Consider the following 24,058-nt stretch of genomic DNA (forward strand, 5'->3'; position numbering starts at 1 on the left):
ATCCAAAATGTTGGATGATTTTTAATGTGTCCGTGTATACAGCCACACAAGATTCGTGAACTTTTGTACTTCTGTCTCGCCTGTCACACCTTTGAATAGTCGTTGGAACGGCTTCAACAACTGCTCCAGAACAATTTTTCGAAGACGATCTTGTTTCAACTCATGTGAGATCGCATCAAATAAATCACGTTGCTCTTCCGTCATCTCGACATGCTCTTCGATACGTGCAGCCATCTCGATTAATTCTTCAATTGTAATGAGATGCTTATCTGTCGTTCCACGCATTTGATCGACCGTGACCGGGTTCAAGACGTGCTCTCCTGTCTCCATCATCCGGGCGGCAATCAACTCGACATACGTATATAAACTCCGCACGACTTTTTGAGGAGAGTAGGCGGCATTCGTAATCCGATTCGTGAACAAGATGTGTTGCAACATCCCGTTAAAGAGCACCGTCAATTCCATCGAATATGGTCTCACAGACTCTCCGATGATTTCCGTCAAGCGCATCGCAATCCATTCGATTTCATAAATGCGGTGTTGTAGCACGAGTTTCTTCAATTCATTCTCGTTCGACGACATGATCGATTCAAACAACGCGTGCAAGTTCCGTTCTTCATTCAATTGAATCAAAATCGAAATCTGTTCGATAAAAACGTCACGATCTCGTTTGTCACGTCCCATCTGCATCTCGATCCGGCGCTGTCCGGCATCATATCGCAAGTTTTCGAGGATACTGGCCACACAATCCGTCTTCGATGAGAAGTAGTTATAAAACGTTCCTTTGGAGATGTTGGCACGATCAATGATCTCTTGCACCGATGTGTGTTGCACTCCATTTTCGATGAAGAGAGACATGGCAATGTCTGCGACTTTTCTCTTTTTCTCTTTCATGCTTTCATGACTCCGTTCTGTCTGGTTTGTACCTTTACTATAGCACCGAAAACCATTTTAGACTAATAGTACAAAATGGTTGCTTTATTTATACAACAGGTATAAAATCATTTCATCGACACTTACCAACACATAACTATTTAGAAAATAAAGGAGCCATCCATATGAAACCAGAATTCCAAAAGAAACCGCCTTACGTCATGTTGGCGGTCCTCTTTGCGGGTGCGTTTATCGCATTTTTAAACAACTCATTACTCAATGTCGCGCTCCCATCAATCATGGTCGATCTCGAGATTGCAGACTACTCGACCGTACAATGGCTTGCGACAGGCTTTATGCTCGTGACAGGTGTACTCGTCCCGGCATCCGCCTATTTGATCACTCGTTTTTCTAACCGAAGCTTGTTCATCACCTCGATGAGTATTTTCGCCATCGGTACGGCGATCGCGGCCTTCTCGCCAAACTTCGGTTGGTTGTTGAGCGGTCGGATGATTCAGGCCGTCGGAGCCTCCACGATGGGGCCACTCTTAATGAACGTCATGCTCGTCAGCTTCCCGCGTGAAAAACGGGGGATGGCGATGGGAATCTTCGGGCTCGTCATGATCTCGGCACCTGCAATCGGGCCGACACTTTCAGGTTATATCGTCGAATACTATGATTGGCGCGTCTTATTCGAAATGATTTTACCGCTCGCCATCATCGGTCTCGCGCTCGCTGTTTGGAAAGCGGAGAACGTCATGGTCCAAAATAAAGATCAGTCACTCGATTACTTGTCACTCGTCTTATCGACACTCGGATTTGGCGGGATTTTATACGGTGTCAGCTCGGCAAGCTCGGACGGCTGGGATAACCCAATCGTCTTGGCGACGATGATCGTTGGTGCCATCTCGTTGATCGCATTCATTTATCGTCAGCTCCATATGGAAAAACCATTGCTCGACTTGCGCGCTTACAAACATCCGATGTTCGCACTCGCGTCAGTCATTGCGATGGTCAACGCGGTCGCGATGTTCTCCGGTATGATTTTGACACCGGCTTACGTCCAAAGCGTTCGTGGCATCTCCCCACTCGATTCAGGACTCATGCTTCTCCCTGGTGCGATCATCATGGGAATCATGTCGCCAATCACAGGGAAACTGTTTGATAAATTCGGACCAAAACTATTGGCACTTACCGGATTGACAATCACCGCTGTATCGACGTACATGCTCGCAAACGTCCAACTTGACTCGACCTACACATACATCGTCTTAACGTACACGTTGCGTATGTTTGGGATGTCAATGGTTATGATGCCCATCATGACTAATGGACTGAACCAATTGCCAACTCGCCTCAACCCGCACGGAACGGCCATCAACAACACGGCCCAACAAGTATCCGGTGCAATCGGTACGGCAGTACTCGTGACCATCATGAACTCGGTGACACGCACAGAAGCTGAATCATTGATGACAGGAGTCGATCCTGCGACACTCACAGAGAGCTCGATGGGTGCCATCACTCAGCAAGCCCTCTTGTCCGGGATTCAATATTCATTTTACGTCGCACTCGGGATGAATCTTTTGGCACTCCTATTGGCATTTTTCGTGAAACGCGTAGATGTACGGAAGTTCGATGATAATGTAGAAGCTGTTGAAGAATTGAAACAAGCAAATTAATATAAAAAGCCGTTCTGAACGATCGATTCAGAGCGGCTTTTTAATTTCTCATTTCCTTCATGAGTAAATATGAAATTAAATTTTAATACATATATGGTATTATTTCTCAATGGATAGGATTCATTTAGGAGGGTACATATTATGAAAAAAGTGTTCGGCTTTATCATTGTTGTTCTTCTGGTCACTTCATCTTTCGTCTCGACTGGATCAATCGTTGAGGCGGCCCCAAAGAAGCAGAATCGTGCTATCATGGGAGTATCGGCTTTGACTCCGCAACAAATGGCGGATTACGTAAAACAAAAGAATCCTCGTGATGTCCGGCTCGCGAAAACGTCTGTCGAAGATTTGGCGAAACTTTTCGTCATCATCGGTGCAAAAGAAGGCGTCCGTGGTGATGTTGCGTTCGCGCAGGCGCTGAAAGAGACAGGGTATTTCCGTTATGGCGGCGATGTCCTTCCAAAGCAGCATAACTATTCAGGGATTGGGACGACTGGGAACGGCGTGAAAGGACACTTTTTCCGTTCACCACACCAAGGCGTAACCGCTCAAATTCAGCATCTAAAGGCATACGCCTCAAAAGATGCGCTGAATATGACAAAAGTCGATCCACGCTTCCACCTCGTCAAACGGGGCTCTGCGACGACTTGGCCATCACTGCATCGAAAGTGGGCCATGCAGCCAAAAGGAAATTACGGGAATGAGATTCTTTCGATTTATCAAGAAATGTCGAAAACACCGAAACGTGTCGCTAAAGCAAAACGATGAAGAAATGTAGGGGTGAAAGAACGTGACGTGCAAACAAGTTAGACTCGCGAGCGGAATCGCATTATTCGTGACCGGCGTGATGTTGTTACTCAAGCGCTAATGAGCATTTCGGGCAGTTGTCCGAGTGCTTTTTTTGTGGGTTTATTTGCTCAACACAAAAAAGTCGCAGCATTTTATGAGCCACGACTTTCAAAACGAAGAACAGTTACTTACTCACGTGCTATACGATGAGCCAGTTTATGCAATCGGAAACGACACCCGAAAACAAATGACCTGATCTTCGATCGGCTCGGCCGTCAACGTCCCGCCATGCAACAAAATGATTTGGCGCGCAATCGATAAACCCAATCCATCACCTGGAGTGACCCCTCTCGACGAATCGACGCGATACGTGCGATCAAAGAGATGGGGGATGGCTTCAATTGTTTCTTCTGTTGTCGCATTTGAAATAGACCATTCAATCTTTAGTCCTTTCGTTTGAAGTCTAATCTCGATTGGACTCGTTTGCTCGGCGTATTTCCAAGCATTCGAGAAAAGATTTTCAAATACACGAATGAGCTGTTCTTGATCAGCCTCTATCCATCGGTCAGGTTGAATCGACAGGTGTAATCGATGACCTCTTTCCTTAAATAACGGCTCCATCTCGTGGATGAGCTGGGTCGTCAACAAGCTCAGATTGAGTTTCTGTTTGTTAAGTTGCATATTCGGGGCGTAGAGTCGGTTCACGTCCATCAACTGATCTAGTAGATGTTCAAGCTGATTCGTCTTTTCATTTAAGATACGAAAATGATTGTTTTCTTCAGCTGTCAGTTCACGATTCATTTGAAGGAGTTGAGTATAGCCTTTGATGCTCGTGAGCGGAGTACGCAAATCGTGTGACAGGTTGGAAAACAGTTGGTTCCGCTCTTCTTCGTGCGCCCGTTCCTTCTCAAACAATTCACGTAGCTGCTTCGACATCTGATTTACACTCTCTCCGAGTGAAGCAAGCTCATCTCGTCCTTCCACCTTGACCGTACGACCGAGGTCTCCGTTTGCAATCTGTTCAATCTCACTCGATAGATACGTGATTTTACGAAGTGTTTTCCGCATCATGATTGAAAATCCAATAATAAAAAGTAGTATGACAATGAATGTTACCCCTAAAAATACTAAATTAGCTGTTAGCGGATCTGGTGTGATTTCGTTTTCAATGTAATATAGACTAATCGAATAGCCCATGATTAAAAAAGCAATCGTCGCAATCAACGCATTAATTAAAATAATACCGATTAACTTCACAAGCAAGCGATCCCATTGCCTCTGTTTCATAATCGATACCCCACGCCCCACACCGTCTTGATAATGGTTGGTTTTCGTGGTGTGTCTTCTAACTTCTCACGAATTTTTGTGATGTGGACCATCACGGTATTGTCGACCTCAAATGCAGCTTCACCCCACACCGCCTCGTATATCTGTTCGACAGTTAGGACTTGATTCGGATGTCGCATAAAATAGGCAAGAATATCGAACTCTTTCGGTGTGAGCCGAACCAAAGCCTCGCCTTTTCGACATTGTCGCGTTTGAAGGTCGAGTGTGACTTCTTCATGGGTGAGCATGGTCTGTGCCTCGGTCCGATCTGCCCCATAATCACGATACCGTCTGAGTAACGATTTAACACGAAGCGTCACTTCAAGTGGATTGAACGGCTTTTTGATATAGTCGTCAGCTCCGACAGAAATCCCTTGCATCAAATCTAGATCGCTCGTTTTTGCTGTCAGCATCAAAATCGGCATAAACTGTGTCTTTCGAATTTCAATACAAGCCTCAATTCCACCCATGATGGGCATCATCAAATCGAGAATGAGTAAATCAATCGTTTCGGTCGATGCGAGGTCGAGCACTTCTTGCCCATTTTTCGCAAACCGAAGTGCATATCCTTCATTTTTTAAATAAATGGCCAGTAATTCTCGAATCGCCTCATCGTCGTCAGCGATACAGATGACGGGTTGTGATCGCATACCTTTCCTCCTCGTCCTACATATTGGAATTGATCCATCTTATTATTGAGTGTAACAAACCACTCAATAACACATTCTGACGAACTTCTTAAGATTTCTTAAGAGAATACTAAAAACTCCTTACGCTTGCGAGTGAATACTAGACAAGGTAAGGAGTGAAACGTTATGGAAATGATCATACATTATGGCATGCTCGCCATCGGTATCATGTTTACCCCATTATCTGACGATGTCTTAATGATCACGCATCTGACGGTCGCGGATGCCTTCGTCCCAGGTTGGCTTTTATTTGTTTCCACTTGGATCCTTTTCACGCTCACGTTCGGCTGGTTTTATTTAATCGGGAAAGGACTTCATCATATTTTACCCATGCGACAACGAGAATCTCGTTATCTCAAGAGAGCTGAGGCATTCTATCAAAAGTATGGAGCACGCACGATCATGATTTCTTATTTTATTCCTGGTCTTCGCCATCCGCTCCATTACATCGCCGGGTTCACGTCGCTCAAACTTCGAACGTATACGCTCTACACAACGATTTCAGCTTTCCTCTATACGAGTGCTTGGTTTCTCGTCATCGGACTGGCCAATCAAATCCCGGCGTTTCAACAGTTTCAAGATTGGGTGTTGTCCTTCTAACTCAATGCCCCCGATACTTACCGAGCGCCCGCATATTTAAGAGATACAAGACACCTGCATAGAGAATCAATCCGAGTAAATACATCCAAATTCCCGAGAAACCACTTCCGTAAATCATGACTTCCTTGATTGCCGTCGCCCCGTAGAAGATTGGCATGACGTAACTCAAGTTTCCGAGGCCGTACGGGATCAAGTCAAGTGGGATGAGTCCCGAGAAGAATACTTGCGGGATGATGGTGAACGGAATCATCTGGACGACTTGTAATTCAGAACGGGCAAACACCGATATGGTCGCTCCGAAGAGCACCGCCGTACCCGCCATGAGTAGCATCGTCAACATGACCCACGCCATATTCCCAAGAGAAGACAAACCGAGCACATAAATCGAATAGAGTACGATGAAAATTGACTGAACGACCGCAAACGTCCCGTATCCGAGCGTATATCCTAAAATGACTTGCCCTCGCTTGATTGGAGTCATCAAAAGCCGTTCGAGCGTACCGCCACTGCGTTCTTTGACGAGCGCCATCGCAGATAAGATGAACACGAAGAAGAACGAGAAGAGAGAGAGGAATACGAATCCGAACGAATCGAACGTCGACTGGTCTTCTTCCCCATAGACAAATAACGTGTCAATCTCGGCTGCGGGGTTGAGCGTCGTCAACGCATCTTGAATCTCACCAACCGCCTTCGACGACTTCGTCGATGGTTCACGTAACGTGATGGTCGTCCCTGCTTGATCCATTTCAAAGACAGCATCGACATGTTCATTGTCTTCGATGTATGCTTTCGGATCATCGAACGTTGCTTGTTCCACCTCGAGCGTCTCATCTTCAAACGCATTGACGAGCTGTTCTGGTGCGTTGTCATCAAGGACGACAGTCGGCACGTAATCCGAGTCACCGAGCAAGAAATAGACGAGCGTTAAAATGAGAAGCGGTGCAATCAAAATCAAGGCCACACTTCGTTTATCATTTAACGTTTGGAAGATGACACGTTTCGCTAAGTTACGCATGATCACCCACCTCCTCTTTTCCAGCAATCAAGAACAATTCTTCCACGCGACCATTCTCGGTCTGATCGAGCAAGTCCTGTACATGGTCATAGGCAATCAACCGTCCATTGTAAACGAGCGCGGCACGGTCGCACTCGAGCACTTCATCCATGACGTGTGTCGAGACGATGATGGTCGTACCTTCTCTCCGAATCACTTGAAACTGATCCCAAATTTGACGACGTAAGATCGGGTCAATTCCGACTGTCGGTTCATCGAGGAACAACACGTCTGGCTTATGCAAGATAGCAATGGCTAGCGACAGACGTTTTTTCATCCCGCCTGAAAAATTACGGACTAGTTTATGCCGATCGTTCGCCAAATCGACAAGATCGAGTACTTCTGTGATGCGATCTTGGAGTGCCTTTTTTCCTAACTTATAAATTGAACCGAAGAAAGCGAGGTTCGCCTCGGCCGACAAGTCTTCGTACAACCCATCGTTTTGCGGCATAAATCCGATTTGTCGGAGCATGCCCATGTCCGGCATCTTCGTTTCGCCGATATGGACACTTCCTTTGTCTGGTGTGAGTGCGCCGATCATGAGTCGGATGAGCGTCGTCTTCCCCGATCCAGATGGTCCGAGCAAACAGCAAATCTCACCGGACGGAATCGTGAAGTCGATGTTGTCGATGGCGAGCTGGTCACCGAACGACTTGTCGACGTGTTGCAGTTGAATGTTCATGCTTATCACTCCTTTTCGGCGCCTCATCGTGTATACTCAAGATAATCGACACCGTGTTGGTTTATACGTTCAGTATAGACCTCGTTCACGGTAGCAACAATCGTCAATATCGGTCATCGTGTTGGTTTTCCGACAGATGGACTTCATGTGTTGAAGAAAAGGAGAAATAATATGGAACAAACCGATTTACGCGTCATCCGGACGAAGAAGTTGATCAAAGATGCCTTCTTCAGCCTCATTGAAGAACAGGGATTTGAAGCCGTCACCGTCAAGCAGTTGACCGAACGGGCCGGCATCAATCGGGGTACATTTTATAGCCATTATGTGGATAAGTTCGAGTTGATGGAGAAATGCGTCGATGAAATTTTTGAGGAAGCCGAACAGAAATTGATTTATCACTTGCCACACATCTTCGGAGACGAACGGACCGACAACTCGTATCATTACCTTGTCCCGTTTATTCGCTTCATCGAAGACAATCAAATCATCATGAAACCGCTCCTCGGACCGAACGGAGACCCGACGTTCCAGGCAAAACTTCGAAAATTTATGCAAGCTGCCTTGTTTCAGCGCTCTCCAGTAACCTTGTTTGATCCGGATAAGATGATGGTCCCGCCTCCATATCTCGTCGCCTATCTCTCATCAGCTCACATGGGGGTCATCTACGAATGGCTGAACAATCCATCTTCGGAAGAAACCGCGGAAGACATCGCCCGCATCATCTATACAATCACCTATGAAGGACCGCTCGTTGCCGGCGGGTTGAATCTACAAAAATAAGGACAGGTGTTTTACCTGTCCTCCTTTGGAAAGACGACTCTTGCCGTTGTCCCAATCTGTTTCTCACTCAGTAATGTAATCTCCCCGCCATGTAACTGTACAATTTGACGGGCGATAGCGAGCCCTAGTCCTGAACCGTTGCGATGACGAGATGTGTCGGCCTGATAAAATCGTTCAAACGCCCGGTCCACTTGGTCCGGTGACATGCCCTCTCCTTCGTCTCGAATCTCACACGTAATCTGCGTCGCATCCTCTTTCACCAAAAGATGAAGCGTACTTTCTTCATATGCATATTCGACCGCATTTTTTAGGAGATTCGTCCAAACCTGCTGTAGAAGGGAAGCATCCCCCTTCATCACGACTTCGTCCATAGTCAAATCTAGGTTCATTCGTTTGCGCGTCATCTCTGAGTCTAAGGATAAGATGGCCTCCCGGACCTGCTCACTGAGAGACAGTTCTGTCGCATGTAGACCGACAATCGTGTGGTCCAATTTCGCTAGACGGAGCACGTCTTGTGACAAACGCGATAGTCGCTTCCCTTCACGCTCAATTTTCATGGCATACTCGATTTGCTTTTCAGAAGTTCCGTCTCTTTTTAATAACGTGGCATACCCCAAAATCGAAGCGACAGGTGTCTTGAATTCATGTGCCATGACGGATGCCAATTCCTCATTTTTCGTTTCATTCGTCTCAAGCGTCTCGGTCATTTTGTTGAACTGTTTCGCAAGTGTTCCAATCTCATCTGTCGCGTCATCATGGATTCGTACGGATAAGTCTCCCGTGGTCACACGATTGACGGCATCCGTGACACGGTCGATCCGTCGCGTCATCAGGCGAACGGCGAACAGAATGAGGCCACTTGAAATGAGTGCTGTCAGGAACAAGGTTTGTAACGACACGTCACGGAAAATCGAAATCGGATTCTCTTCTGCGTTTGAAGACAACGTGACAACGGTCTCGTCGAGTAAAAAAGCGACTTGTGGAAGACGGTCCGTCTGTGAGATGGTCTCGCCTCGTTCTAATTTTGCGCGCTCCTCAACACTCCACTCCGTGCGATCATAGCGTATCGACTGTACATTTAGTGTCGTATCATCAAAAAGGTCTAAGACCGCTTCAGATGCAAGGTTGTATTCTTGTGAAGCTTTTTGTATACTGCCAGCCCTCTCTACCAACATCTCTTCGACCTGCGTCTTCAGTGTGTTGAACTGAAAGGTCAAGAAAATCGTGAAGGTCAAGAGGATCGGAATCAACAAGAGTCCAAAGAAAATCATTAAGAATCGTCCATAAATGGTACTGATGAATCGTTTCATTCGTTCAGCTCCAATCGGTAACCAAGACCCCACACCGTACTGATTTGAAATGCTTGAACTGACTTGAGACGGGCACGTAGACGATTGATATGCACATCAATCGTTCTCGTCTCACTCTCTGTTTCGTATCCCCAAATCCGGTCTAACAATTGTTGCCGGGTGAAGACTTGATTGAGATGAGTCGCTAAAAAATAGAGAAGTTCAAACTCTTTACGTGGAATTTCGATTGTCTCGGTCGGTGTTTGTACGGTCATCGTCGTCTCATCGAGTACACAGTCGCTCAGCTGAATCTGATGACTATGATGAATACGGGCCCGACGTAACAATGCCTCAATTCGTAACTCGAGTTCTTCGAGATCAATCGGTTTGACGACATAGTCATCCGCTCCGGCATGAAACCCTCTCTTTTTGTCATTCATCGCATCGAGGACCGTCAGCATGAGCACCGGGAGCGTATATCCGGCGTCACGTAATTGTCCCGTCAGTTCACGTCCGTCTAATCGTGGCATCATTACATCGGTAATGAGCAAATCGACTGGCTCACGGTCGAGCCAATCGAGTGCTTCTTCTCCATCTTTTGCATGAAGGACGCGATAGCCGGCCACCGTCAAATAATCGACTAACAAACCGCCGAGCGCCTCATCATCTTCTGCGAGTAAAATGGTGACCATGTTGCTTCCCTTCTTTCTAATGGCTTATACGTTTCGCAACGCTTCAATCGGTTGCAAGTTTGAGGCTTTCCGAGCTGGAATGTATCCGAACACGACCCCGATTACGACAGAGAAACCGAGTGCCAATCCGACGGTTGAACTTGCCAGTGTAAACGGTACGCCCATGACGAGCGTCAGTCCGAAGGCGAGAAGTCCGCCAATCAAGACACCGACGAGCCCTCCAAGCATCGAAAGCAGGACGGACTCAAACAAGAACTGTTGTCGAATCTTACCAGGCGTCGCGCCGAGTGCTTTACGCAGTCCGATCTCGCTTGTTCGTTCGGTCACTGAAACGAGCATCATGTTCATGATTCCGATTCCTCCGACGAGTAAAGAAATCGAAGCGATGCCGACGAGGAGCATACTGAGAAGCGCATTGATTTGATCGATGGAAGCGAGTGCATCCTCAAAGCTCGTTACCGTGAAGGCGTCACGCCCATTGAATGCGATCGTCAGCTGTTGTGTCACTTCATCCTGTACGACAGCTGATGCACCCGGTTCGGTATATAAATCAAACGTGGCAATCGTCCCTTGATGAAACTGTGTTAGTGCAGTCGTCACAGGGATGACAATCGCCTCGTCTGTTGACATGGAAAATTCCGATGATGGCGCAAGCGTTCCAACGACGGTGTAACGAATCCCACCAACGGAAATCTCTTCCCCGAGAGGAGAGGAGGTCGGAAATGCCTCTTTCGCAATCGTTTCTCCGAGCAAAGCGACACGTGTCTGTTGGTCGACGTCGAGTGGCGTCAATCCGCGTCCGGTTGCGACGAGCGAATCATCTTTGAAGTACGCTTCACTTTTTCCAAGAATGGTTTGTTGTTCCGTCTGCCCCGCTACATATACATCGGTCATTTGACTCAGCGTCGGAGAGAGTGAGGCGACCCCTTCAATGGTTTCGAGTCGGTCCATGTCCGCCATACTGACACCAGACTTCCCATCTTCTCTAATCTGAATGGTCATGCGGTCGGCTCCAAACGTCGCGACTTCATCGTTGATGGAATCGGTCACACCGGAAATGATCGTCATCAAGGCAATAATCGAAGCCGTCCCGATGACAATCCCTAAAATCGTCAAGAAGGAGCGCATCTTGTGACTGATGACCGTCAACCAAGCCATGCGTATATTTTCTCGAATCATCGCACCCGTTCCTCCTTTTCAATCTTCCCGTCACGCACATGTACGATACGAGTCGCTTCTTTGGCGATATCGATGTCATGGGTAATCATAATGATCGTCTTTCCCTCCGCATGTAGCTCGTGAAAGAGCGCCATGATTTGACGACCGTTCGTTTGATCTAACGCACCCGTCGGCTCGTCCGCGAGAAGAAGCGATGGATTCGTCACGAGCGCCCGAGCGATGGCGACACGTTGCTGCTGACCACCTGACAACTGATTCGGAAGGTGATCTAACTTATCACCTAATCCGACACGTGTTAACATCTGTCGAGTTCGTTCCTGTCTTTCCGTTTTGGAAGATCGTTGATAAATGAGCGGTAGCTCCACGTTCTCTCGAGCGCTCAACCGAGGGAGTAGATTGAATTGCTGAAAGATAAACCCGATGCGTTCGTTCCGAAAAAGAGAGAGCTCCGTTTCGGACAATCCGATCACATCCTTGTTCCCAAACCGGTAACGACCGCTCGAATAACCATCGAGACAACCAAGGATGTTCATGAGTGTCGACTTCCCAGAGCCAGATGGCCCCAAAATGGCGACGAACTCTCCTTCTTTCACTTCTAAATCGATTCCTCGTAATACGGTCTGCTGATTGTCACCCTCCCCATACGATTTGGTCAATTGTTCGACCGAGATGAGCGTCGTCATCATTGCCCACCTCCGATTCGTGGAGGCATCAATCCGCCACTCGTCGCTTCATCGAGTAAGAGTACTTCGGTCTCGTCTAATCCATCTTTGATTTCGACTCGGCTCCCATCTGTCAATCCGAGTTCAACCTGTTGTTTCACCGGGCCTTCGTCTCCTTGCACATATACGTATGCATCTTCATCCTCAAACGTGATGCTGTCGAGCGACAACGTCTCTGCATCTTCCGCGCGCTCGACGACTAAACTTCCTTCTAACGTCATCCCATTCCGTAAATTGTCCGTCTCAGGGAGGGTCACGGTCATCGCATAGCGAGCGGATGCGCCAGGTGTTGTCATCGGTTCTGCCTCCTCTGAGATAACATCGATTGTCCCTTCGACCTCTGCATCGAGCGCTGTCACATAAATCGTCAAGTCATCTCCCTCATTCACTTTTCCGATATCTCGCTCGTCTACCATCAAACGCCCTGTCGATTCTTCTCCGACTGTCGTGACTTGTCCCGCAAACGTGTAACGATTTTCAATCGTCTCCACTGTGACGGCTTCCGTTTTATATTCAGTTGTATCCGGCATCAAGAAGACTCCAGCTCCTAATGTAAGGGCGAGCACTCCGATCCCCATGCCCCATTTCACTTTTTTGTTCATCCTGTGTTCCTCCTTATTGTTGATACGTTAAGGATAAACACAAGTTGTAAACAAATTATAAACGCCTCTCGCGATAAACGAGAGGCGTCCACTTATGAAACTCGAACGTGCACGTGTAAGTTCCCATTTGCTTCAGTTGTCGTCTGGTATGCGTTCTGTACTGCCTCTAAATCATGCCAGGCAATGCGGTATGACTTTCCTCGCATCCCTTCAAACTCGAAGGCGAGATGTTGTAAATCCGACATACCTAGGATACGGTCAAACGGTCTGCCTGGACCATCCCATTCCAGTTGGTTTGCTGAATCCTTTAATACGAGGTCGAGTCCATGCATCACTTTTTCTTTGATCAATTGTCCATCCGCCGCAACACGCATCCCGTCTTGAATATCATGCATCCGACACGATTCGATATCATCAAACGGGATGGTGATTTCATCCCCGTTCGCAAAGTGAAGCGTGATTGTTTTTACGATCATCTTAGATTCCTACTTTCGTTCAGTCTCTGTTCCCTTACTATACAAAACTTTTCCCGATTTAGGGATGACATCTTTGTGGATGTGGCAAATCCGTAAAAGCATGTTCGATTCATTTGGAAACGGGAATAGAAGAGGTAGCAATCATTCTGTTTTTTGAAAATAATACTTCGGAAAGGCGGCGAATATATGCAATCAGTGGATAAGTCGGTCATCGTCATCGGCGGAGGGCTCGGTGGATTGTCAGCGGCCATCTCGCTCGCTCAAAAGGGATACGACGTCTCACTCTACGAAAAGAACGACCACATCGGAGGGAAAGTGAACCGTCTCGAACAAGACGGATTCGGCTTCGACCTCGGACCCTCGATTTTAACGATGCCCCATATCTTCGACAAACTGTTCCGCGGAAGCGGCAAACGGATGGAGGACTATGTTTCCATCCAGCGGCTTGAGCTCGAATGGCGCTCGTTCTTCCCGGACGAGACCGTGCTCGACCTCTATCATGACCTCGAACAGATGCAACGCGCAAATCCTTCCCTCTCTCGAAAAGACATGCAAGAATATCGTGAACTGTTGAATTACGCAGCCCGCATTTATAAGACGACCGAGAAGGGCTACTTGGCTGAAGGGTTTGAGTCACCTTTAGAAGCTGTCATGAAGACGGGGATCTTCCCAACGCTCTTTGGGTTCGATTTGACGTCGACCATGTATAGCGCCATCAAGAAGCGCATCAGTAATCCGCATCTTCGGGACATGCTGTCGTATTACGTCAAATATGTCGGGTCGTCTCCATATAACGCACCAGCCGTCTTAAACATGATGATTTACATGCAGTACGCCCAAGGCTGTTGGTACGTCGAAGGTGGGACCCACAAGCTCGCAGAAGGATTGACGAAGCTCGCCGAAGAAATCGGTGTGAAGCTACATACCGGTCAGGGCGTCGTCCGTGCCCATACGGTGAATGAAAAGATTACAGCGATCGAACTTGAGGATGGACGTCTCCGTTCGGCCGATTATTTCGTTTCGAACATGGAAGTCATCCCGTTCTATCAGAAAATGGTCGACGCGGACGAACAGTACGTCGACAAGCTCGTCGATAAATACGAACCTGCTAGCTCTGGATTCGTCCTCCATCTCGGCGTGAAGAAAGCCTACCCTCAGCTCGCACACCATAACTTCTTCTTCTCCGAAAACTTGCATGAGCAGATGGACAAAATCTTCGAGAAACACGAACTTCCAGACGACCCAACGATTTACCTCGTCAACGTCAACAAAACCGATGCGACTCAAGCGCCACCGGGACATGAGAACATTAAAATCTTGCCACACATCCCGTATATCCAAGACAATCCGTTCACCGAAGAAGAGTACGCCGCTTTTGAAGAGCGTGTACTCGATAAGCTAGAACGCATGGGTCTCGATGGTCTGCGTGAACATACGGTGACGCGTGACGTATGGACGCCTCATGATATCGAGCGGACGTATGGTTCGGACCGAGGCGCCATTTATGGAACGGTCGCCGACAAGAATCGGAACGGTGGCTTCAAGCATAAGAAGCAGAGCGAGCTCTACCACAACCTCTACTTCGTCGGGGGAACCGTCAACCCGGGCGGTGGTATGCCGATGGTGACGCTGAGCGGTCAGCAAGTGAGCGACAAGATTGCAAAACGCGACAAAGTAAAATGATGTTCTTTCATCCCTCACTCGCTGTGAGGGATTATTTTTTGAAACTTTTCCCAATAAACTTCCGTATATTGTGCTACGATACAAACAACTACACGCACAATCGGAGGAAAGTCATGCATCAAATCACAAGTTATTTCTTTATGTATGCCAAAGTTGTCGTCACAGATAAAGTTCCATTTTTCTGGACACTCGGGATTCCACTTGTCATTGCTCTGACACAATCATTTTCAGATATTCGTCAAGCAACGGCAGCGGAATACTACCCAGGACTCTCTTATTTCTGGGTGTATATCATTCTTGCTACATATGTGAACGGTGTCGGCATCGAACTCGCCCGCATGCGAGAATACGGACTGATGAAAACGTACGTGATGATCTCAGGCAACAAGCTGACATACGTCATCGCCGTCATCTTGGCGCAACTTCTATTCGCCTCGATCAGCCTACTTTTATTCACAACGGTCGTTACGCTCGTACACGGGTTCTTTTCGTTCAAGTTGATTGCAACGTCTCTACTCGTATTGATCGGCAGTATTCCGTTCGCGGTTGCCAGTGTCGCCATCACGACGCTTCCAGTGAAAGTATCGAGTCTCGGAACGTTCGCGAACATTCTGATGTTCCCACTCTTTTTATTGGCAATCAAGTCACCTGATCAATGGTTCAGCTTCGTCAACCCGTTCTACGCGCTCCATGAATTCGCGCTCGGGTTGCTGCACCTGACGACTCAAGTCGATCTCTCGTTCGGAGTATGGGCGACATTCCTTGCCGTGATCGGTTACTTCATCATCGGTGCGATTGCGTTGAAACGCTTCAGTCTCGTCTCACTCATCACACGCTAGGAGGTTCTTATGCACGTACACCAACTCACGTATCTTTATCCAAAAGCGACACGTCCTGTACTCGACGGTGTCTCGTTCACCCTGCAACCAAATAAGCTGAACGTGTTAATCGGACAAAACGGTGCCGGGAAGACGACACTGTTTGATTGTATGACGGGTACCCTTCCCGTTGACAAAGCGTCACTCGACCTCGTCCCAACAACGGACATGTTGTATTTGACACAACTCATGTATAACCACCATGAGTTAACAGGAAAAGACTTCGCCTATTTCATCGGACGCCTGTCAAAGCGCCCCGACTTTAAGAAACTCGAGTCTTATGTAAATAATCTCTCGACGTCCCGAGAACAAGAACTGTTCGAACATCTATGGACGATGAAAATCGGAAAGATGTCGGTCGGGGAGAAGAAATGGCTCTTCGTGACACTTTTGTCTTCCATCAAGCGTTCCTTCTATTTATTTGACGAACCGACGAGCGGGGTCGACCCGGCATCACGCATTCAAATTATGCGTCGCCTGCAGCGACTCGTCGATGACGGTAAAACATGCCTCATCTCGACACATCAGTTGCATGACTTAGCTCAACTTGATGCCCACGTCATCTTCCTGCACGGCGGACGTATTTTGTATGAAGGGGACTTCCAGGACTGGCTCAAAGAATCTGGAACGACCGACCCGGATGAAGCGTTCGTTCGGATGGTCGACACACCACTTGATGATGTGGCGGTGACACGATGAATGACTCGTTTTGGGAACGACACCGGTTCACATTCTATACAATCGGCATGGTCGTCTGCGGTTTTCTCATCTCCATGTTCTCATAAGAAAATCAGCTCTGACACACGTCAGAGCTGATTTTTATTGTTCACGACGTGCGCGTCGTAACTCTCGATTGGTCACATGCTCAGGATCCGCTTCACGTAATTTACGGTCCATCGTCATGTACAAGATGAGAAGCGGGATGATGCCAATCAATACGACACCGAGTAGTTCCTGCATCGAACCGAATACGAACCACGTGAGGAAAGTAAATACACCAAGTGACCCAAACATGGCAACGATGATTAGAAATTCTCGGCGGACAAGGCGTTGGTACTCCTCGTCTTCGTTGAATGTACGTAACAGCTCCATCCGTCGCCATGCTTGATAGAGCATCGGCAGTTGGGTCACGAGAAAAGAGAAGGCAACCGTCGTCACCGTGACACCTTTTATGACTGAAACGACTAGAAATAAAAATAGGCCGATGATGCCAAATATCGCGCTGACCCCTCGCGCGTCGAGATCCTGTTCGACCATTTTGGGGAGACGTTGTTGTTTATCCATTCACCTTCCTCCTTTTTTGTTTCTTCCGACTCATCAGTCCCAATAAACTCTCGACCACGTGCTCGTCATCAATCTTTAGAATCTTCCAATCCAACCATGACTCAAGAAGTAGGCAACTCGCGACGAGAAGCGCACATCCGAGGCCTAGAGTATCTAAAGCTACATACTTTAGTGAATATAGGGCCAAGAGAAACATAACACCAGTCAAGAGAACGAACTGTATCGTGCCTTTTAAGTAGATGAATCTGCGGTATGTAGATGAGTCATTGAATTCTAAAAACAACTGAAGTTTGTGCCACGTCGCAACCAGAAGTGGCATGAACACTGCCGCACAAATGATGAACAAGGACAGGCTCATTCTTGAATCATTGAACAATAACCAAATCACTGTCACTACACCAATGATCATCACAAAGAGCGGACCCTTTTTAGTCCATGATTTGTCGTACAAATACTCCATTCGTTCTTCACGCAACATCCAGCACCCCTCCAAAAGTAAAAAACATCCAATTCATTCGGTATGTTTATCTTAACAATCCATAAGCAAACTTTCGAGGTTTTCCCATTAAAAAGGAAAAAGCATCTGACGATTATCAGATGCTTTTCGTTATCCCGCTTTCGAAACGTTCGCTGATGTGACGGGTGTCTTCCCACTCAACTGAAACACGAGCACCCCACCAACAATCAATACAATCCCGACGACCGTCTTCCATGTGAACGGAACGGCCGTCAATCCCAACCATCCTAACGTATCCCAGAGGAGCGCGAACAAGATTTGAGACACCATGATGATCGAGATGGCATAACTTGGTCCGAGCCGCTCGACACTTTGCGTCACACTCATGACAACCCCGATGCCGAGGATTCCGCTGAACCAGTACCATGTCTCCATCTCCTCTACTCGGAACAAGGCACTTCCTTCTTGGAATAGACCGATCAGGAGCGATGCTAAAAATCCGAGTCCAAGGACGAGTGTCGTCGTCGCCCACGCCCCGACACGTTTCTTGACGTTGGCGTTAAACGTGTTTTGCACACAGACGAGCATTCCGCCGATGACAGCAAGCATCATCCCAATCGCCATGGTTCTCCCCTCCTATTCATAAATACTCTCCCCGACAATCTCCAACAACCCTTCCCGGTCGATGATGGTAATCATCCGTCGATTGCGCTCGATTAAACCGGCTCCGACGAAACGCCGAAGCGTCCGGTTCACATGACGATAACTCGTCCCAATCAAATCAGCGATATCCGTCAATTGGTCGACCGTCGAACCTAGCGTTTGGTCATCTGGCGTCATCGACAATAAATAACTCGCTAAGCGAACCTCAACGGGATAGAACAAATTGAAGCTGAGGGATTGCGACTTCCGTTTGAACTTTCGCGTGATTTCTTCCAATAAATAATGTAACCAGGCGACTTCTTCGTGCGCGTGACGTACTAAATCCTCGAATCGGATGACGAGCATCTCAACTTCTGTGACAGCTTCAACCGTATTCAAATAAGGGGTCCGTTGAATATATTCGATGTCCCCAATCAAATCGAGTGGATATTTGAAAGAAAGGACGAGACGCTTACCGGCAGCGGAAGTATGGGAGACGCGAATCTTCCCTTTCACTAAGAAACGGAGATGCTCCGCTTCATCGGCTTGCGTACAAATGACGTCTCCCGGCTCGTATCGGACAAGCTTCAATTCTTGTTGCGCAGCGACGGGCAAAACGTCTAATTCAAATTGCTTCACATACGCCTCAACCATATACGTTTCCCCCTACCATTTTAATAAAAAGACCCCCGCGATCATCATGAACACCCCGAACAACTGCATCCCGTTCAAGTTCCGACGCACCATCCCGAACCATCCACGCCAGTCAATGACGAGCGCGAGCGCCAACTGCGCGATGAGAAACAAGGAAATCGTGAGCGTGACTCCGAGCTCGTGGACGGCCGTCATATTACTGAACAAGATGATCGCTGCAAACGCCCCACCTGATAAGTAGAGCGGGTTCACGTGACGCATCTCGATATACGTGCGGTCGCGTAACGCCAACATGACGAGGAGCGCGACGATGAATCCTGTGAACTGTGTCAACGTCGCCGCTTGCCACGTTCCAATCTGCGAACTGATTCGCGCATTCGCCACACTTTGTAACGTCAAAAAGAAGCCTCCGCTGATTGCAAACAACACTCCTCGCATCGTTCTCCCCCCTTAAGATAGACGAATCAATACAATCCCAAGCACCATGACGATCAGACTGATGATTTGCACACCAGTGACCGGGTTCTTCTTCGCTCCGAACCAACCGAAACGGTCGATCAGTAAACTTCCACATAACAGTCCGACAATGACGATGATGACAGCAATCCCCGTCCCGACAATCGGAACGATAAGGACGTTTCCTCCGATGAAGAGCGCCCCAATGATCCCACCGAGCCAGATCCACCATGGATGACCTTTCAATCGTCCGAGCGGAACCGGTTGACGCGAGACGAGTAAAATGAGTAAGAGCGCCATCGTCCCGACAATGAAAGAGACCAATGCTCCTTTCAGTGCCGATTCGAGCACCGTACCCAAATAGCCGTTAATGGCCGTTTGTGTGGCACTCATCATTCCTGTGAAAATCCCGAATAGTCGCCAAAGATTCAGGTTCCCCGTGTCCGTTTCCATGGAGACGACCAGCTTGCCTCTTCGGCGGTTGAGCCAGTCGGATAAGGCGACCGTTCCGATGACGCCAAGTAAGACGAGCACGACCCCGAACAAGCGTAACGCTGTGATGGGATGCTCAACGGAGTTGAACCAACCAAAATGGTCAATCAACAAGCCCATCAAAATCTGTCCGAAAATCGGCATGATGACCGTCTGGACACTTCCGAGCCTCGGGAACAACAAGATATTCCCCGTTAAAAATAAAACACCTAACAGTCCACCAATCCACATCCAACCTGGACCTTCCTGAATCACCGAGCTATCAAACCCGAATGACTGACCGGTCAAGAGGAGTAACAGAGATAAAAAGATGGTCCCGACAGTAAACGATAAAAACGATGCGACGAACGGGGAGCCGACCACTTGGCGCAAGCGTGAGTTCACACTCGTCTGCATCGGTAGCAAAATCCCAATCGTCAATCCAATCAAAATAGCTAACATGACTGTCTTCCTCGATTCTTCTACTAGTTCTCTATACATTGTCAGCTTACGCCTCGGCACCCAAGAAGAAAAGGACCGATGTCCTCAAATAAAAAAACGAACCCTTTTCAGGTGTTCGTTTTAGACTCATGGAAACGCTGATCGCGTGCTTCACGCAATTCTTTCCCAAGTACGTGATGCACATCGAACTTGTGAAGCTTTTGATTGATGATGTATGGTGCCAAAATCGACAGCCCACCGATCCCGAATAACACGGCAATGGCAACGACGGGCGACAACGAATCAGCATAATAGGCGGCTAGTAGGCAGATGGTCGAGACGAAGCAGAGCCACTGGATTCCAAAGTCTGTATACACCAGACGTTGATAACGCGCATCCTCGTTAAAGGTAAGAAGCAGTTTTGTCTTCCGCCACTCGAGACAGAGATATGGAAAAAAACTGATGAACACGATGAGCGGAGCGTACAGTCTGTACTGCGCAGCGATGAGGAATGTCATCACGACGGTCGCGATGGCGACGCCCCACCGCCAACGCCAATGACTGTCATCTTGTTTGAGCAACTGTTCAATTCGCTTTTCTTTCGTCAGCATATGTACTCCCTTCGTAAGATCGATAGTGCTTCGTCACCTCATCCCGTGTCGGTTGGTCCGGGTCGGCTTGTCGTAATTTCCGGACGGTCTGATAGTGAGTCCATGCTAACAGGACGATACCTAGACCAATGATGCCCAGGACAATGAAGCCTAGACCGATTGATGAAACCTCAAGGCGACTGAGAAGGACCATTCCTGTGATTGCTCCAATCCAGTAAGAATAGAGGCGATACAAACGCTTCGTGAGCGACTGGGCTTTTCCGGACGTCATGGTTTGCAACTGTTTACTTTCTTGACGTGTTAGATACATGAGTCCAGTCGCTGCTAGCGTCGACCCGATTCCCCATATCCACCATGTGTCAAAACCGAGCACGAAACTGTTATAGACAATAAGGGCCGCTGTAAGCCAGATGCTCTTATTTTGATGCAATTGGCGATATGTGCCGATATATTGAATTCGTTCTTGTTTCGTCATGACTCTTTACGACCTTTCCTTGAAATATCATCTAACGTATGTTTCAAACGCTCACGGTTTGCCCGGGTCCATTCGCCTGATGTGACGTGGTGCTCATCAAGCGCGGACTGCTTTCGGTCAATCCAACGTGGAATCAATATGAAACACGGTCCGCCGATGAGGAGCGTCTAACTCATCCACGGTAAGAGATCGATTCCGTTGAAATGCATCGCAATCAAAACCACGAACCACATCAGACTGATTAACATAACAGTAAAATTCATTCGTAGCAGACGATGATAGCGTGTCGATTCGTTGAAGGATTGCTGTAATTTCATCTTGTTTCATTCAAGCCATGTCGCATAAAGAAGTGCGACACCTGGTAGGAGAATGCTATACGGACTCCATGTCAACAGAAAATAAATCGATACGCCTAACATGACTGCACTTACGATGATATTCAGACGGGTGAAGCGCTTCTCAAACTGCTCAATCTGTCGAAATCGTTCGGCTTTATCCACGCTGTCACCTCAATCTTTCACGAAGTCGAGTTTGATTTCACGGCGCATCGGTTGTTCCGCGTCGTACTCGGAAATCTGTCTGTCGAGCATCTTCTGTAAGAAATGCAATAAGATGACTCCACTTAAGAAGACAACGAAGAGCGACCATCCCGGCCAACCGATCAGAACGATGAATGGAAAGAGGATGGCTAATAAGACGAGTAGCCCCATTTCCGATACATACTGCCAATCGATGATCCGTTTGGCTTGTTCCACATTCGTTAACTTCCTGACGAAGCGCCGCTCTCGTCCGATGATGTAAAGCATAATCGTGAGTGTGAACGCTAATGGAATGGTGTACATCGGCTCTCCATTAGATTGAAGCACGAGTACGACAAGTCCACCTATCAGTATTGCAAGGATTGAGCGCAGCAGGAGCCAACGCTGTTGATAACGATAAATCGTATTGATTCGTTCTTGTTTATTCATCCCATTCACCCTTTCAGAATCGTCGAATCTCGCGACGTGTCGGTTGCTCCGGGTCGAGCCAGCGAATTTGTTGATCGAGCTTCTCTTGAGCCCAAAAGATATAAAGCAATGCCCCACCGATAAGAACTGTAGGAATCCAAGACCACTCCATGATTCGAATGGCCAACGGATTCACCAGTCCGAGCAATGCGATAAAGAGGAAGTCCAGATGATACTGCAGTGTCACGACACGTTTCACCTGTTCTTGCTCCGACAATTGACTGATTGCCTCTGCTTCATTCGAAAAGAAGTAACGCGTCGCAAGTAACACCCCACCGATGATTGTGAACCCAATCCAAATGTTCCCGTCCGTTCGCATGAGGAAGTAAACCGCAAGACCTGCCGGAAGCGCTAAGAGTAAGCGTTGCAGGAGTCGCTTCCGATTTGATTGTTTGATTGTATGTAGTCGTTCTTGCTTGTTCATCTCATTCACCTCTTATTTCACTATACGGGATGCGCATGAGAAAAGTTCCGTTATTTTACAAATTAAAAAGGAAGGATCAACCCTCCTTCCTTTACTTTCGATTCACTTCAAAACTTCTGGAGCATCACCTTGACAGAACGTAACGCCCCTTCGATATGACCCCCGAACTGTGCGTCCGTCTCCGAACCGATCAAATGGAGGCGGTCTCCGAGCTCGATTGGACCATAAGCCGGGAATGCCGTGAGCGGCATGAGGTCGTCAGAAGTTGCTGTCTCAGATTCTGTCGACCAGTCCATATAGTGAAATCGCAAGAAGTCATTCGCTTTCGGACCGTATAACTTCTCCAGTTGCTCAATGACACGTGTCTTCACTTGCCCTTCTCCCAACGCTTTACGTTCATCCGGTGACAGACGGAAGAATCCGAATAGCGCGCCTTGACCGTCCATTGGTGAGGCGTCATGAATCTCTTGGAGTGGACCGACCCAACTCATCCCAAATCCAGACAGACCCTCTTCTCGCCAGAACGGTGTCTCGTATACAATCAGCGCCTTCGCCTGAGATGCCATCCAAGTCGGAGTCGTTTTGAGTGCATTCCGTGTCGAAGCTGGCAATTCAGGCTCGATTGTTAGATTGGCGACAAGGCGTGGAGGAAGTGCAAGAATCACGTCATCCGTGTGATGCACCGCCCCATTTTGGAACGTCAATTGGAGTCGGTCTGTCTGTCGGTCGATGGACGTGAGACGATGTCCGAGATGTACGATGTCATCGGACAAATGCGCGTATAATGCTTCCACTAAACTCGTCATCCCACCGACTACACGTTTCGATTGGACAATGCTTTCCTCCGGCAGCACATGTCGTTCCGGCGCAGTCGTCGTCTGGCGTTCGAGCACCATCTCTCCTGTCGTATGTTGAAGGAAAGACTCGAGTCCGAGTGTATCCACGAGTTCCGAGATCGTCTTCTCCGTATCCGGCCAATACCATGTCGGTCCTAGGTCATAGCCATCCTTCGTGAAGATGCGTCCTCCGACTCGCTCACGTGCTTCAAAGACTGTGACGTCATATCCTTTTTGTTGAAGTTGGAGTGCGGCATAAAGCCCGCTGACACCAGCTCCGATGATGGCGATTGATTTCATTGTAAAT

30 protein-coding genes are annotated in these 24,058 nt (G+C 47.9%); 7 read left to right on the forward strand and 23 right to left on the reverse strand.

Features of this window, described 5'->3' with window-relative positions; translation table 11 throughout:
* Positions 1-21: 21 nt before the first annotated feature.
* The gene (locus KNO86_RS13010) at positions 22-894 is read right to left on the reverse strand and encodes a TetR/AcrR family transcriptional regulator (protein WP_214696929.1); all 873 of its coding nucleotides are present in this window, start codon (positions 892-894) and stop codon (positions 22-24) included.
* 164 nt (positions 895-1,058) lie between these two features.
* On the opposite strand from KNO86_RS13010, the gene KNO86_RS13015 reads away from it, so the two are divergent.
* A complete protein-coding gene (locus KNO86_RS13015) occupies positions 1,059-2,555 on the forward strand; it encodes a DHA2 family efflux MFS transporter permease subunit (RefSeq protein ID WP_214696931.1) in 1,497 nt (498 codons plus the stop codon).
* 141 nt (positions 2,556-2,696) lie between these two features.
* A complete protein-coding gene (locus tag KNO86_RS13020) occupies positions 2,697-3,320 on the forward strand; it encodes a glucosaminidase domain-containing protein (RefSeq protein WP_214696933.1) in 624 nt (207 codons plus the stop codon).
* A gap of 237 nt (positions 3,321-3,557) precedes the next feature.
* Here KNO86_RS13020 and KNO86_RS13025 read toward each other — a convergent pair whose 3' ends face one another.
* Positions 3,558-4,628 (reverse strand): HAMP domain-containing sensor histidine kinase, encoded by a 1,071-nt coding sequence (locus KNO86_RS13025; protein WP_214696935.1) that lies wholly within the window; start codon positions 4,626-4,628, stop codon positions 3,558-3,560.
* The gene (locus KNO86_RS13030) at positions 4,625-5,317 is read right to left on the reverse strand and encodes a response regulator transcription factor (RefSeq protein ID WP_214696937.1); all 693 of its coding nucleotides are present in this window, start codon (positions 5,315-5,317) and stop codon (positions 4,625-4,627) included. The genes KNO86_RS13025 and KNO86_RS13030 overlap by 4 nt, the downstream gene beginning before the upstream one ends.
* Positions 5,318-5,482: 165 nt before the next feature.
* Between KNO86_RS13030 and KNO86_RS13035 the strand changes: the two genes are divergently transcribed.
* Positions 5,483-5,956: a DedA family protein gene (locus KNO86_RS13035; protein WP_214696939.1), complete on the forward strand. Its 474-nt coding sequence runs from the start codon at positions 5,483-5,485 to the stop codon at positions 5,954-5,956.
* 1 nt (position 5,957) lies between these two features.
* Here KNO86_RS13035 and KNO86_RS13040 read toward each other — a convergent pair whose 3' ends face one another.
* Together KNO86_RS13040 and KNO86_RS13045 are read right to left on the reverse strand one after the other, a co-directional pair.
* On the reverse strand, positions 5,958-6,971 hold the full coding sequence (locus KNO86_RS13040; protein WP_214696941.1) for an ABC transporter permease: 1,014 nt from the start codon (positions 6,969-6,971) through the stop codon (positions 5,958-5,960).
* Positions 6,964-7,692: an ABC transporter ATP-binding protein gene (locus tag KNO86_RS13045; RefSeq protein WP_214696943.1), complete on the reverse strand. Its 729-nt coding sequence runs from the start codon at positions 7,690-7,692 to the stop codon at positions 6,964-6,966. Before KNO86_RS13045 ends, KNO86_RS13040 begins: the two co-directional genes overlap by 8 nt.
* Before the next feature lie 171 nt (positions 7,693-7,863).
* Here KNO86_RS13045 and KNO86_RS13050 point away from each other — a divergent pair, with 171 nt between their 5' ends.
* Positions 7,864-8,472 (forward strand): TetR/AcrR family transcriptional regulator, encoded by a 609-nt coding sequence (locus tag KNO86_RS13050; protein ID WP_214696945.1) that lies wholly within the window; start codon positions 7,864-7,866, stop codon positions 8,470-8,472.
* A gap of 11 nt (positions 8,473-8,483) precedes the next feature.
* On the opposite strand, the gene KNO86_RS13055 is transcribed toward KNO86_RS13050, so the two are convergent.
* The 6 genes from KNO86_RS13055 to KNO86_RS13080 all read right to left on the reverse strand — a co-directional run bounded on the left by KNO86_RS13055 (position 8,484) and on the right by KNO86_RS13080 (position 13,432).
* A complete protein-coding gene (locus tag KNO86_RS13055) occupies positions 8,484-9,782 on the reverse strand; it encodes a HAMP domain-containing sensor histidine kinase (protein ID WP_214696947.1) in 1,299 nt (432 codons plus the stop codon).
* The gene (locus KNO86_RS13060; protein WP_214696949.1) at positions 9,779-10,453 is read right to left on the reverse strand and encodes a response regulator transcription factor; all 675 of its coding nucleotides are present in this window, start codon (positions 10,451-10,453) and stop codon (positions 9,779-9,781) included. Before KNO86_RS13060 ends, KNO86_RS13055 begins: the two co-directional genes overlap by 4 nt.
* Before the next feature lie 24 nt (positions 10,454-10,477).
* Positions 10,478-11,632, reverse strand: a complete 1,155-nt coding sequence (locus KNO86_RS13065; RefSeq protein WP_214696950.1) for an ABC transporter permease — start codon at positions 11,630-11,632, stop codon at positions 10,478-10,480.
* Positions 11,629-12,315, reverse strand: a complete 687-nt coding sequence (locus tag KNO86_RS13070; protein WP_251127020.1) for an ABC transporter ATP-binding protein — start codon at positions 12,313-12,315, stop codon at positions 11,629-11,631. Before KNO86_RS13070 ends, KNO86_RS13065 begins: the two co-directional genes overlap by 4 nt.
* Positions 12,315-12,956, reverse strand: coding sequence for an efflux RND transporter periplasmic adaptor subunit (locus KNO86_RS13075; RefSeq protein WP_214696952.1), 642 nt, complete (start codon positions 12,954-12,956; stop codon positions 12,315-12,317). Before KNO86_RS13075 ends, KNO86_RS13070 begins: the two co-directional genes overlap by 1 nt.
* 92 nt (positions 12,957-13,048) lie before the next feature.
* The gene (locus tag KNO86_RS13080; protein WP_214696954.1) at positions 13,049-13,432 is read right to left on the reverse strand and encodes a hypothetical protein; all 384 of its coding nucleotides are present in this window, start codon (positions 13,430-13,432) and stop codon (positions 13,049-13,051) included.
* Positions 13,433-13,618: 186 nt separating this feature from the next.
* On the opposite strand from KNO86_RS13080, the gene KNO86_RS13085 reads away from it, so the two are divergent.
* From KNO86_RS13085 to KNO86_RS13095, 3 genes are all read left to right on the forward strand, one after another.
* Entirely contained in the window at positions 13,619-15,115 is a 1,497-nt protein-coding gene (locus KNO86_RS13085) for a phytoene desaturase family protein (RefSeq protein WP_214696956.1), read from the forward strand.
* Between the two features lie 113 nt (positions 15,116-15,228).
* Positions 15,229-15,954 (forward strand): hypothetical protein, encoded by a 726-nt coding sequence (locus KNO86_RS13090; protein ID WP_214696958.1) that lies wholly within the window; start codon positions 15,229-15,231, stop codon positions 15,952-15,954.
* Positions 15,955-15,963: 9 nt separating this feature from the next.
* Positions 15,964-16,692: an ATP-binding cassette domain-containing protein gene (locus KNO86_RS13095; protein ID WP_214696959.1), complete on the forward strand. Its 729-nt coding sequence runs from the start codon at positions 15,964-15,966 to the stop codon at positions 16,690-16,692.
* A gap of 120 nt (positions 16,693-16,812) precedes the next feature.
* Here the strand turns inward: KNO86_RS13095 and KNO86_RS13100 are convergent, their stop codons facing one another.
* The 12 genes from KNO86_RS13100 to KNO86_RS13155 all read right to left on the reverse strand — a co-directional run bounded on the left by KNO86_RS13100 (position 16,813) and on the right by KNO86_RS13155 (position 24,051).
* Positions 16,813-17,277 carry a hypothetical protein gene (locus tag KNO86_RS13100; protein ID WP_214696967.1) on the reverse strand — a complete coding sequence of 155 codons (465 nt, stop codon included), beginning with the start codon at positions 17,275-17,277 and terminating at the stop codon, positions 16,813-16,815.
* Positions 17,270-17,755, reverse strand: a complete 486-nt coding sequence (locus KNO86_RS13105) for a hypothetical protein (protein WP_214696968.1) — start codon at positions 17,753-17,755, stop codon at positions 17,270-17,272. The genes KNO86_RS13100 and KNO86_RS13105 overlap by 8 nt, the downstream gene beginning before the upstream one ends.
* Before the next feature lie 129 nt (positions 17,756-17,884).
* Complete coding sequence (locus KNO86_RS13110) at positions 17,885-18,358, reverse strand: DMT family transporter (protein ID WP_214696970.1); 474 nt, start codon at positions 18,356-18,358, stop codon at positions 17,885-17,887.
* Between the two features lie 12 nt (positions 18,359-18,370).
* Complete coding sequence (locus KNO86_RS13115; RefSeq protein WP_214696972.1) at positions 18,371-19,030, reverse strand: Crp/Fnr family transcriptional regulator; 660 nt, start codon at positions 19,028-19,030, stop codon at positions 18,371-18,373.
* Positions 19,031-19,042: 12 nt separating this feature from the next.
* Positions 19,043-19,468, reverse strand: coding sequence for a DMT family transporter (locus tag KNO86_RS13120; protein ID WP_214696978.1), 426 nt, complete (start codon positions 19,466-19,468; stop codon positions 19,043-19,045).
* 12 nt (positions 19,469-19,480) lie between these two features.
* Positions 19,481-20,419, reverse strand: coding sequence for a DMT family transporter (locus tag KNO86_RS13125; protein WP_251127021.1), 939 nt, complete (start codon positions 20,417-20,419; stop codon positions 19,481-19,483).
* Positions 20,420-20,526: 107 nt separating this feature from the next.
* Positions 20,527-21,009 (reverse strand): hypothetical protein, encoded by a 483-nt coding sequence (locus KNO86_RS13130; RefSeq protein WP_214696982.1) that lies wholly within the window; start codon positions 21,007-21,009, stop codon positions 20,527-20,529.
* Positions 20,984-21,484 (reverse strand): hypothetical protein, encoded by a 501-nt coding sequence (locus KNO86_RS13135; protein ID WP_214696984.1) that lies wholly within the window; start codon positions 21,482-21,484, stop codon positions 20,984-20,986. The genes KNO86_RS13130 and KNO86_RS13135 overlap by 26 nt, the downstream gene beginning before the upstream one ends.
* Positions 21,485-21,807: 323 nt before the next feature.
* A complete protein-coding gene (locus KNO86_RS13140) occupies positions 21,808-21,984 on the reverse strand; it encodes a hypothetical protein (RefSeq protein ID WP_214696986.1) in 177 nt (58 codons plus the stop codon).
* Between the two features lie 9 nt (positions 21,985-21,993).
* Positions 21,994-22,452: a hypothetical protein gene (locus KNO86_RS13145; protein WP_214696988.1), complete on the reverse strand. Its 459-nt coding sequence runs from the start codon at positions 22,450-22,452 to the stop codon at positions 21,994-21,996.
* 13 nt (positions 22,453-22,465) lie between these two features.
* Positions 22,466-22,915 carry a hypothetical protein gene (locus KNO86_RS13150; protein ID WP_214696990.1) on the reverse strand — a complete coding sequence of 150 codons (450 nt, stop codon included), beginning with the start codon at positions 22,913-22,915 and terminating at the stop codon, positions 22,466-22,468.
* 107 nt (positions 22,916-23,022) lie between these two features.
* Complete coding sequence (locus KNO86_RS13155) at positions 23,023-24,051, reverse strand: flavin monoamine oxidase family protein (RefSeq protein ID WP_214696992.1); 1,029 nt, start codon at positions 24,049-24,051, stop codon at positions 23,023-23,025.
* Between the last annotated feature and the right edge of the window lie 7 nt (positions 24,052-24,058).

The sequence above is a fragment of the Exiguobacterium sp. s160 genome (assembly GCF_018617575.1).
Lineage (GTDB): Bacteria > Bacillota > Bacilli > Exiguobacteriales > Exiguobacteriaceae > Exiguobacterium > Exiguobacterium aestuarii_A.

Excerpts from the sequence above, each read along its gene's own strand:
- KNO86_RS13015 (WP_214696931.1), top strand. The coding sequence starts at position 1,059 with ATGAAACCAGAATTCCAAAAGAAACCGCCTTACGTCATGTTGGCGGTC.
- KNO86_RS13010 (WP_214696929.1), bottom strand. The coding sequence starts at position 894 with ATGAAAGAGAAAAAGAGAAAAGTCGCAGACATTGCCATGTCTCTCTTC.
- KNO86_RS13125 (WP_251127021.1), bottom strand. The coding sequence starts at position 20,419 with ATGTTAGCTATTTTGATTGGATTGACGATTGGGATTTTGCTACCGATG.
- KNO86_RS13060 (WP_214696949.1), bottom strand. The coding sequence starts at position 10,453 with ATGGTCACCATTTTACTCGCAGAAGATGATGAGGCGCTCGGCGGTTTG.
- KNO86_RS13025 (WP_214696935.1), bottom strand. The coding sequence starts at position 4,628 with ATGAAACAGAGGCAATGGGATCGCTTGCTTGTGAAGTTAATCGGTATT.
- KNO86_RS13035 (WP_214696939.1), top strand. The coding sequence starts at position 5,483 with ATGGAAATGATCATACATTATGGCATGCTCGCCATCGGTATCATGTTT.
- KNO86_RS13115 (WP_214696972.1), bottom strand. The coding sequence starts at position 19,030 with ATGGTTGAGGCGTATGTGAAGCAATTTGAATTAGACGTTTTGCCCGTC.
- KNO86_RS13110 (WP_214696970.1), bottom strand. The coding sequence starts at position 18,358 with ATGGCGATTGGGATGATGCTTGCTGTCATCGGCGGAATGCTCGTCTGT.
- KNO86_RS13090 (WP_214696958.1), top strand. The coding sequence starts at position 15,229 with ATGCATCAAATCACAAGTTATTTCTTTATGTATGCCAAAGTTGTCGTC.
- KNO86_RS13120 (WP_214696978.1), bottom strand. The coding sequence starts at position 19,468 with ATGCGAGGAGTGTTGTTTGCAATCAGCGGAGGCTTCTTTTTGACGTTA.
- KNO86_RS13085 (WP_214696956.1), top strand. The coding sequence starts at position 13,619 with ATGCAATCAGTGGATAAGTCGGTCATCGTCATCGGCGGAGGGCTCGGT.
- KNO86_RS13080 (WP_214696954.1), bottom strand. The coding sequence starts at position 13,432 with ATGATCGTAAAAACAATCACGCTTCACTTTGCGAACGGGGATGAAATC.
- KNO86_RS13065 (WP_214696950.1), bottom strand. The coding sequence starts at position 11,632 with ATGATTCGAGAAAATATACGCATGGCTTGGTTGACGGTCATCAGTCAC.
- KNO86_RS13130 (WP_214696982.1), bottom strand. The coding sequence starts at position 21,009 with ATGCTGACGAAAGAAAAGCGAATTGAACAGTTGCTCAAACAAGATGAC.
- KNO86_RS13150 (WP_214696990.1), bottom strand. The coding sequence starts at position 22,915 with ATGAACAAGCAAGAACGACTACATACAATCAAACAATCAAATCGGAAG.
- KNO86_RS13075 (WP_214696952.1), bottom strand. The coding sequence starts at position 12,956 with ATGAACAAAAAAGTGAAATGGGGCATGGGGATCGGAGTGCTCGCCCTT.
- KNO86_RS13145 (WP_214696988.1), bottom strand. The coding sequence starts at position 22,452 with ATGAATAAACAAGAACGAATCAATACGATTTATCGTTATCAACAGCGT.
- KNO86_RS13095 (WP_214696959.1), top strand. The coding sequence starts at position 15,964 with ATGCACGTACACCAACTCACGTATCTTTATCCAAAAGCGACACGTCCT.
- KNO86_RS13020 (WP_214696933.1), top strand. The coding sequence starts at position 2,697 with ATGAAAAAAGTGTTCGGCTTTATCATTGTTGTTCTTCTGGTCACTTCA.
- KNO86_RS13045 (WP_214696943.1), bottom strand. The coding sequence starts at position 7,692 with ATGAACATTCAACTGCAACACGTCGACAAGTCGTTCGGTGACCAGCTC.
- KNO86_RS13040 (WP_214696941.1), bottom strand. The coding sequence starts at position 6,971 with ATGCGTAACTTAGCGAAACGTGTCATCTTCCAAACGTTAAATGATAAA.
- KNO86_RS13155 (WP_214696992.1), bottom strand. The coding sequence starts at position 24,051 with ATGAAATCAATCGCCATCATCGGAGCTGGTGTCAGCGGGCTTTATGCC.
- KNO86_RS13070 (WP_251127020.1), bottom strand. The coding sequence starts at position 12,315 with ATGACGACGCTCATCTCGGTCGAACAATTGACCAAATCGTATGGGGAG.
- KNO86_RS13050 (WP_214696945.1), top strand. The coding sequence starts at position 7,864 with ATGGAACAAACCGATTTACGCGTCATCCGGACGAAGAAGTTGATCAAA.
- KNO86_RS13055 (WP_214696947.1), bottom strand. The coding sequence starts at position 9,782 with ATGAAACGATTCATCAGTACCATTTATGGACGATTCTTAATGATTTTC.
- KNO86_RS13100 (WP_214696967.1), bottom strand. The coding sequence starts at position 17,277 with ATGGATAAACAACAACGTCTCCCCAAAATGGTCGAACAGGATCTCGAC.
- KNO86_RS13030 (WP_214696937.1), bottom strand. The coding sequence starts at position 5,317 with ATGCGATCACAACCCGTCATCTGTATCGCTGACGACGATGAGGCGATT.
- KNO86_RS13105 (WP_214696968.1), bottom strand. The coding sequence starts at position 17,755 with ATGTTGCGTGAAGAACGAATGGAGTATTTGTACGACAAATCATGGACT.
- KNO86_RS13135 (WP_214696984.1), bottom strand. The coding sequence starts at position 21,484 with ATGACGAAACAAGAACGAATTCAATATATCGGCACATATCGCCAATTG.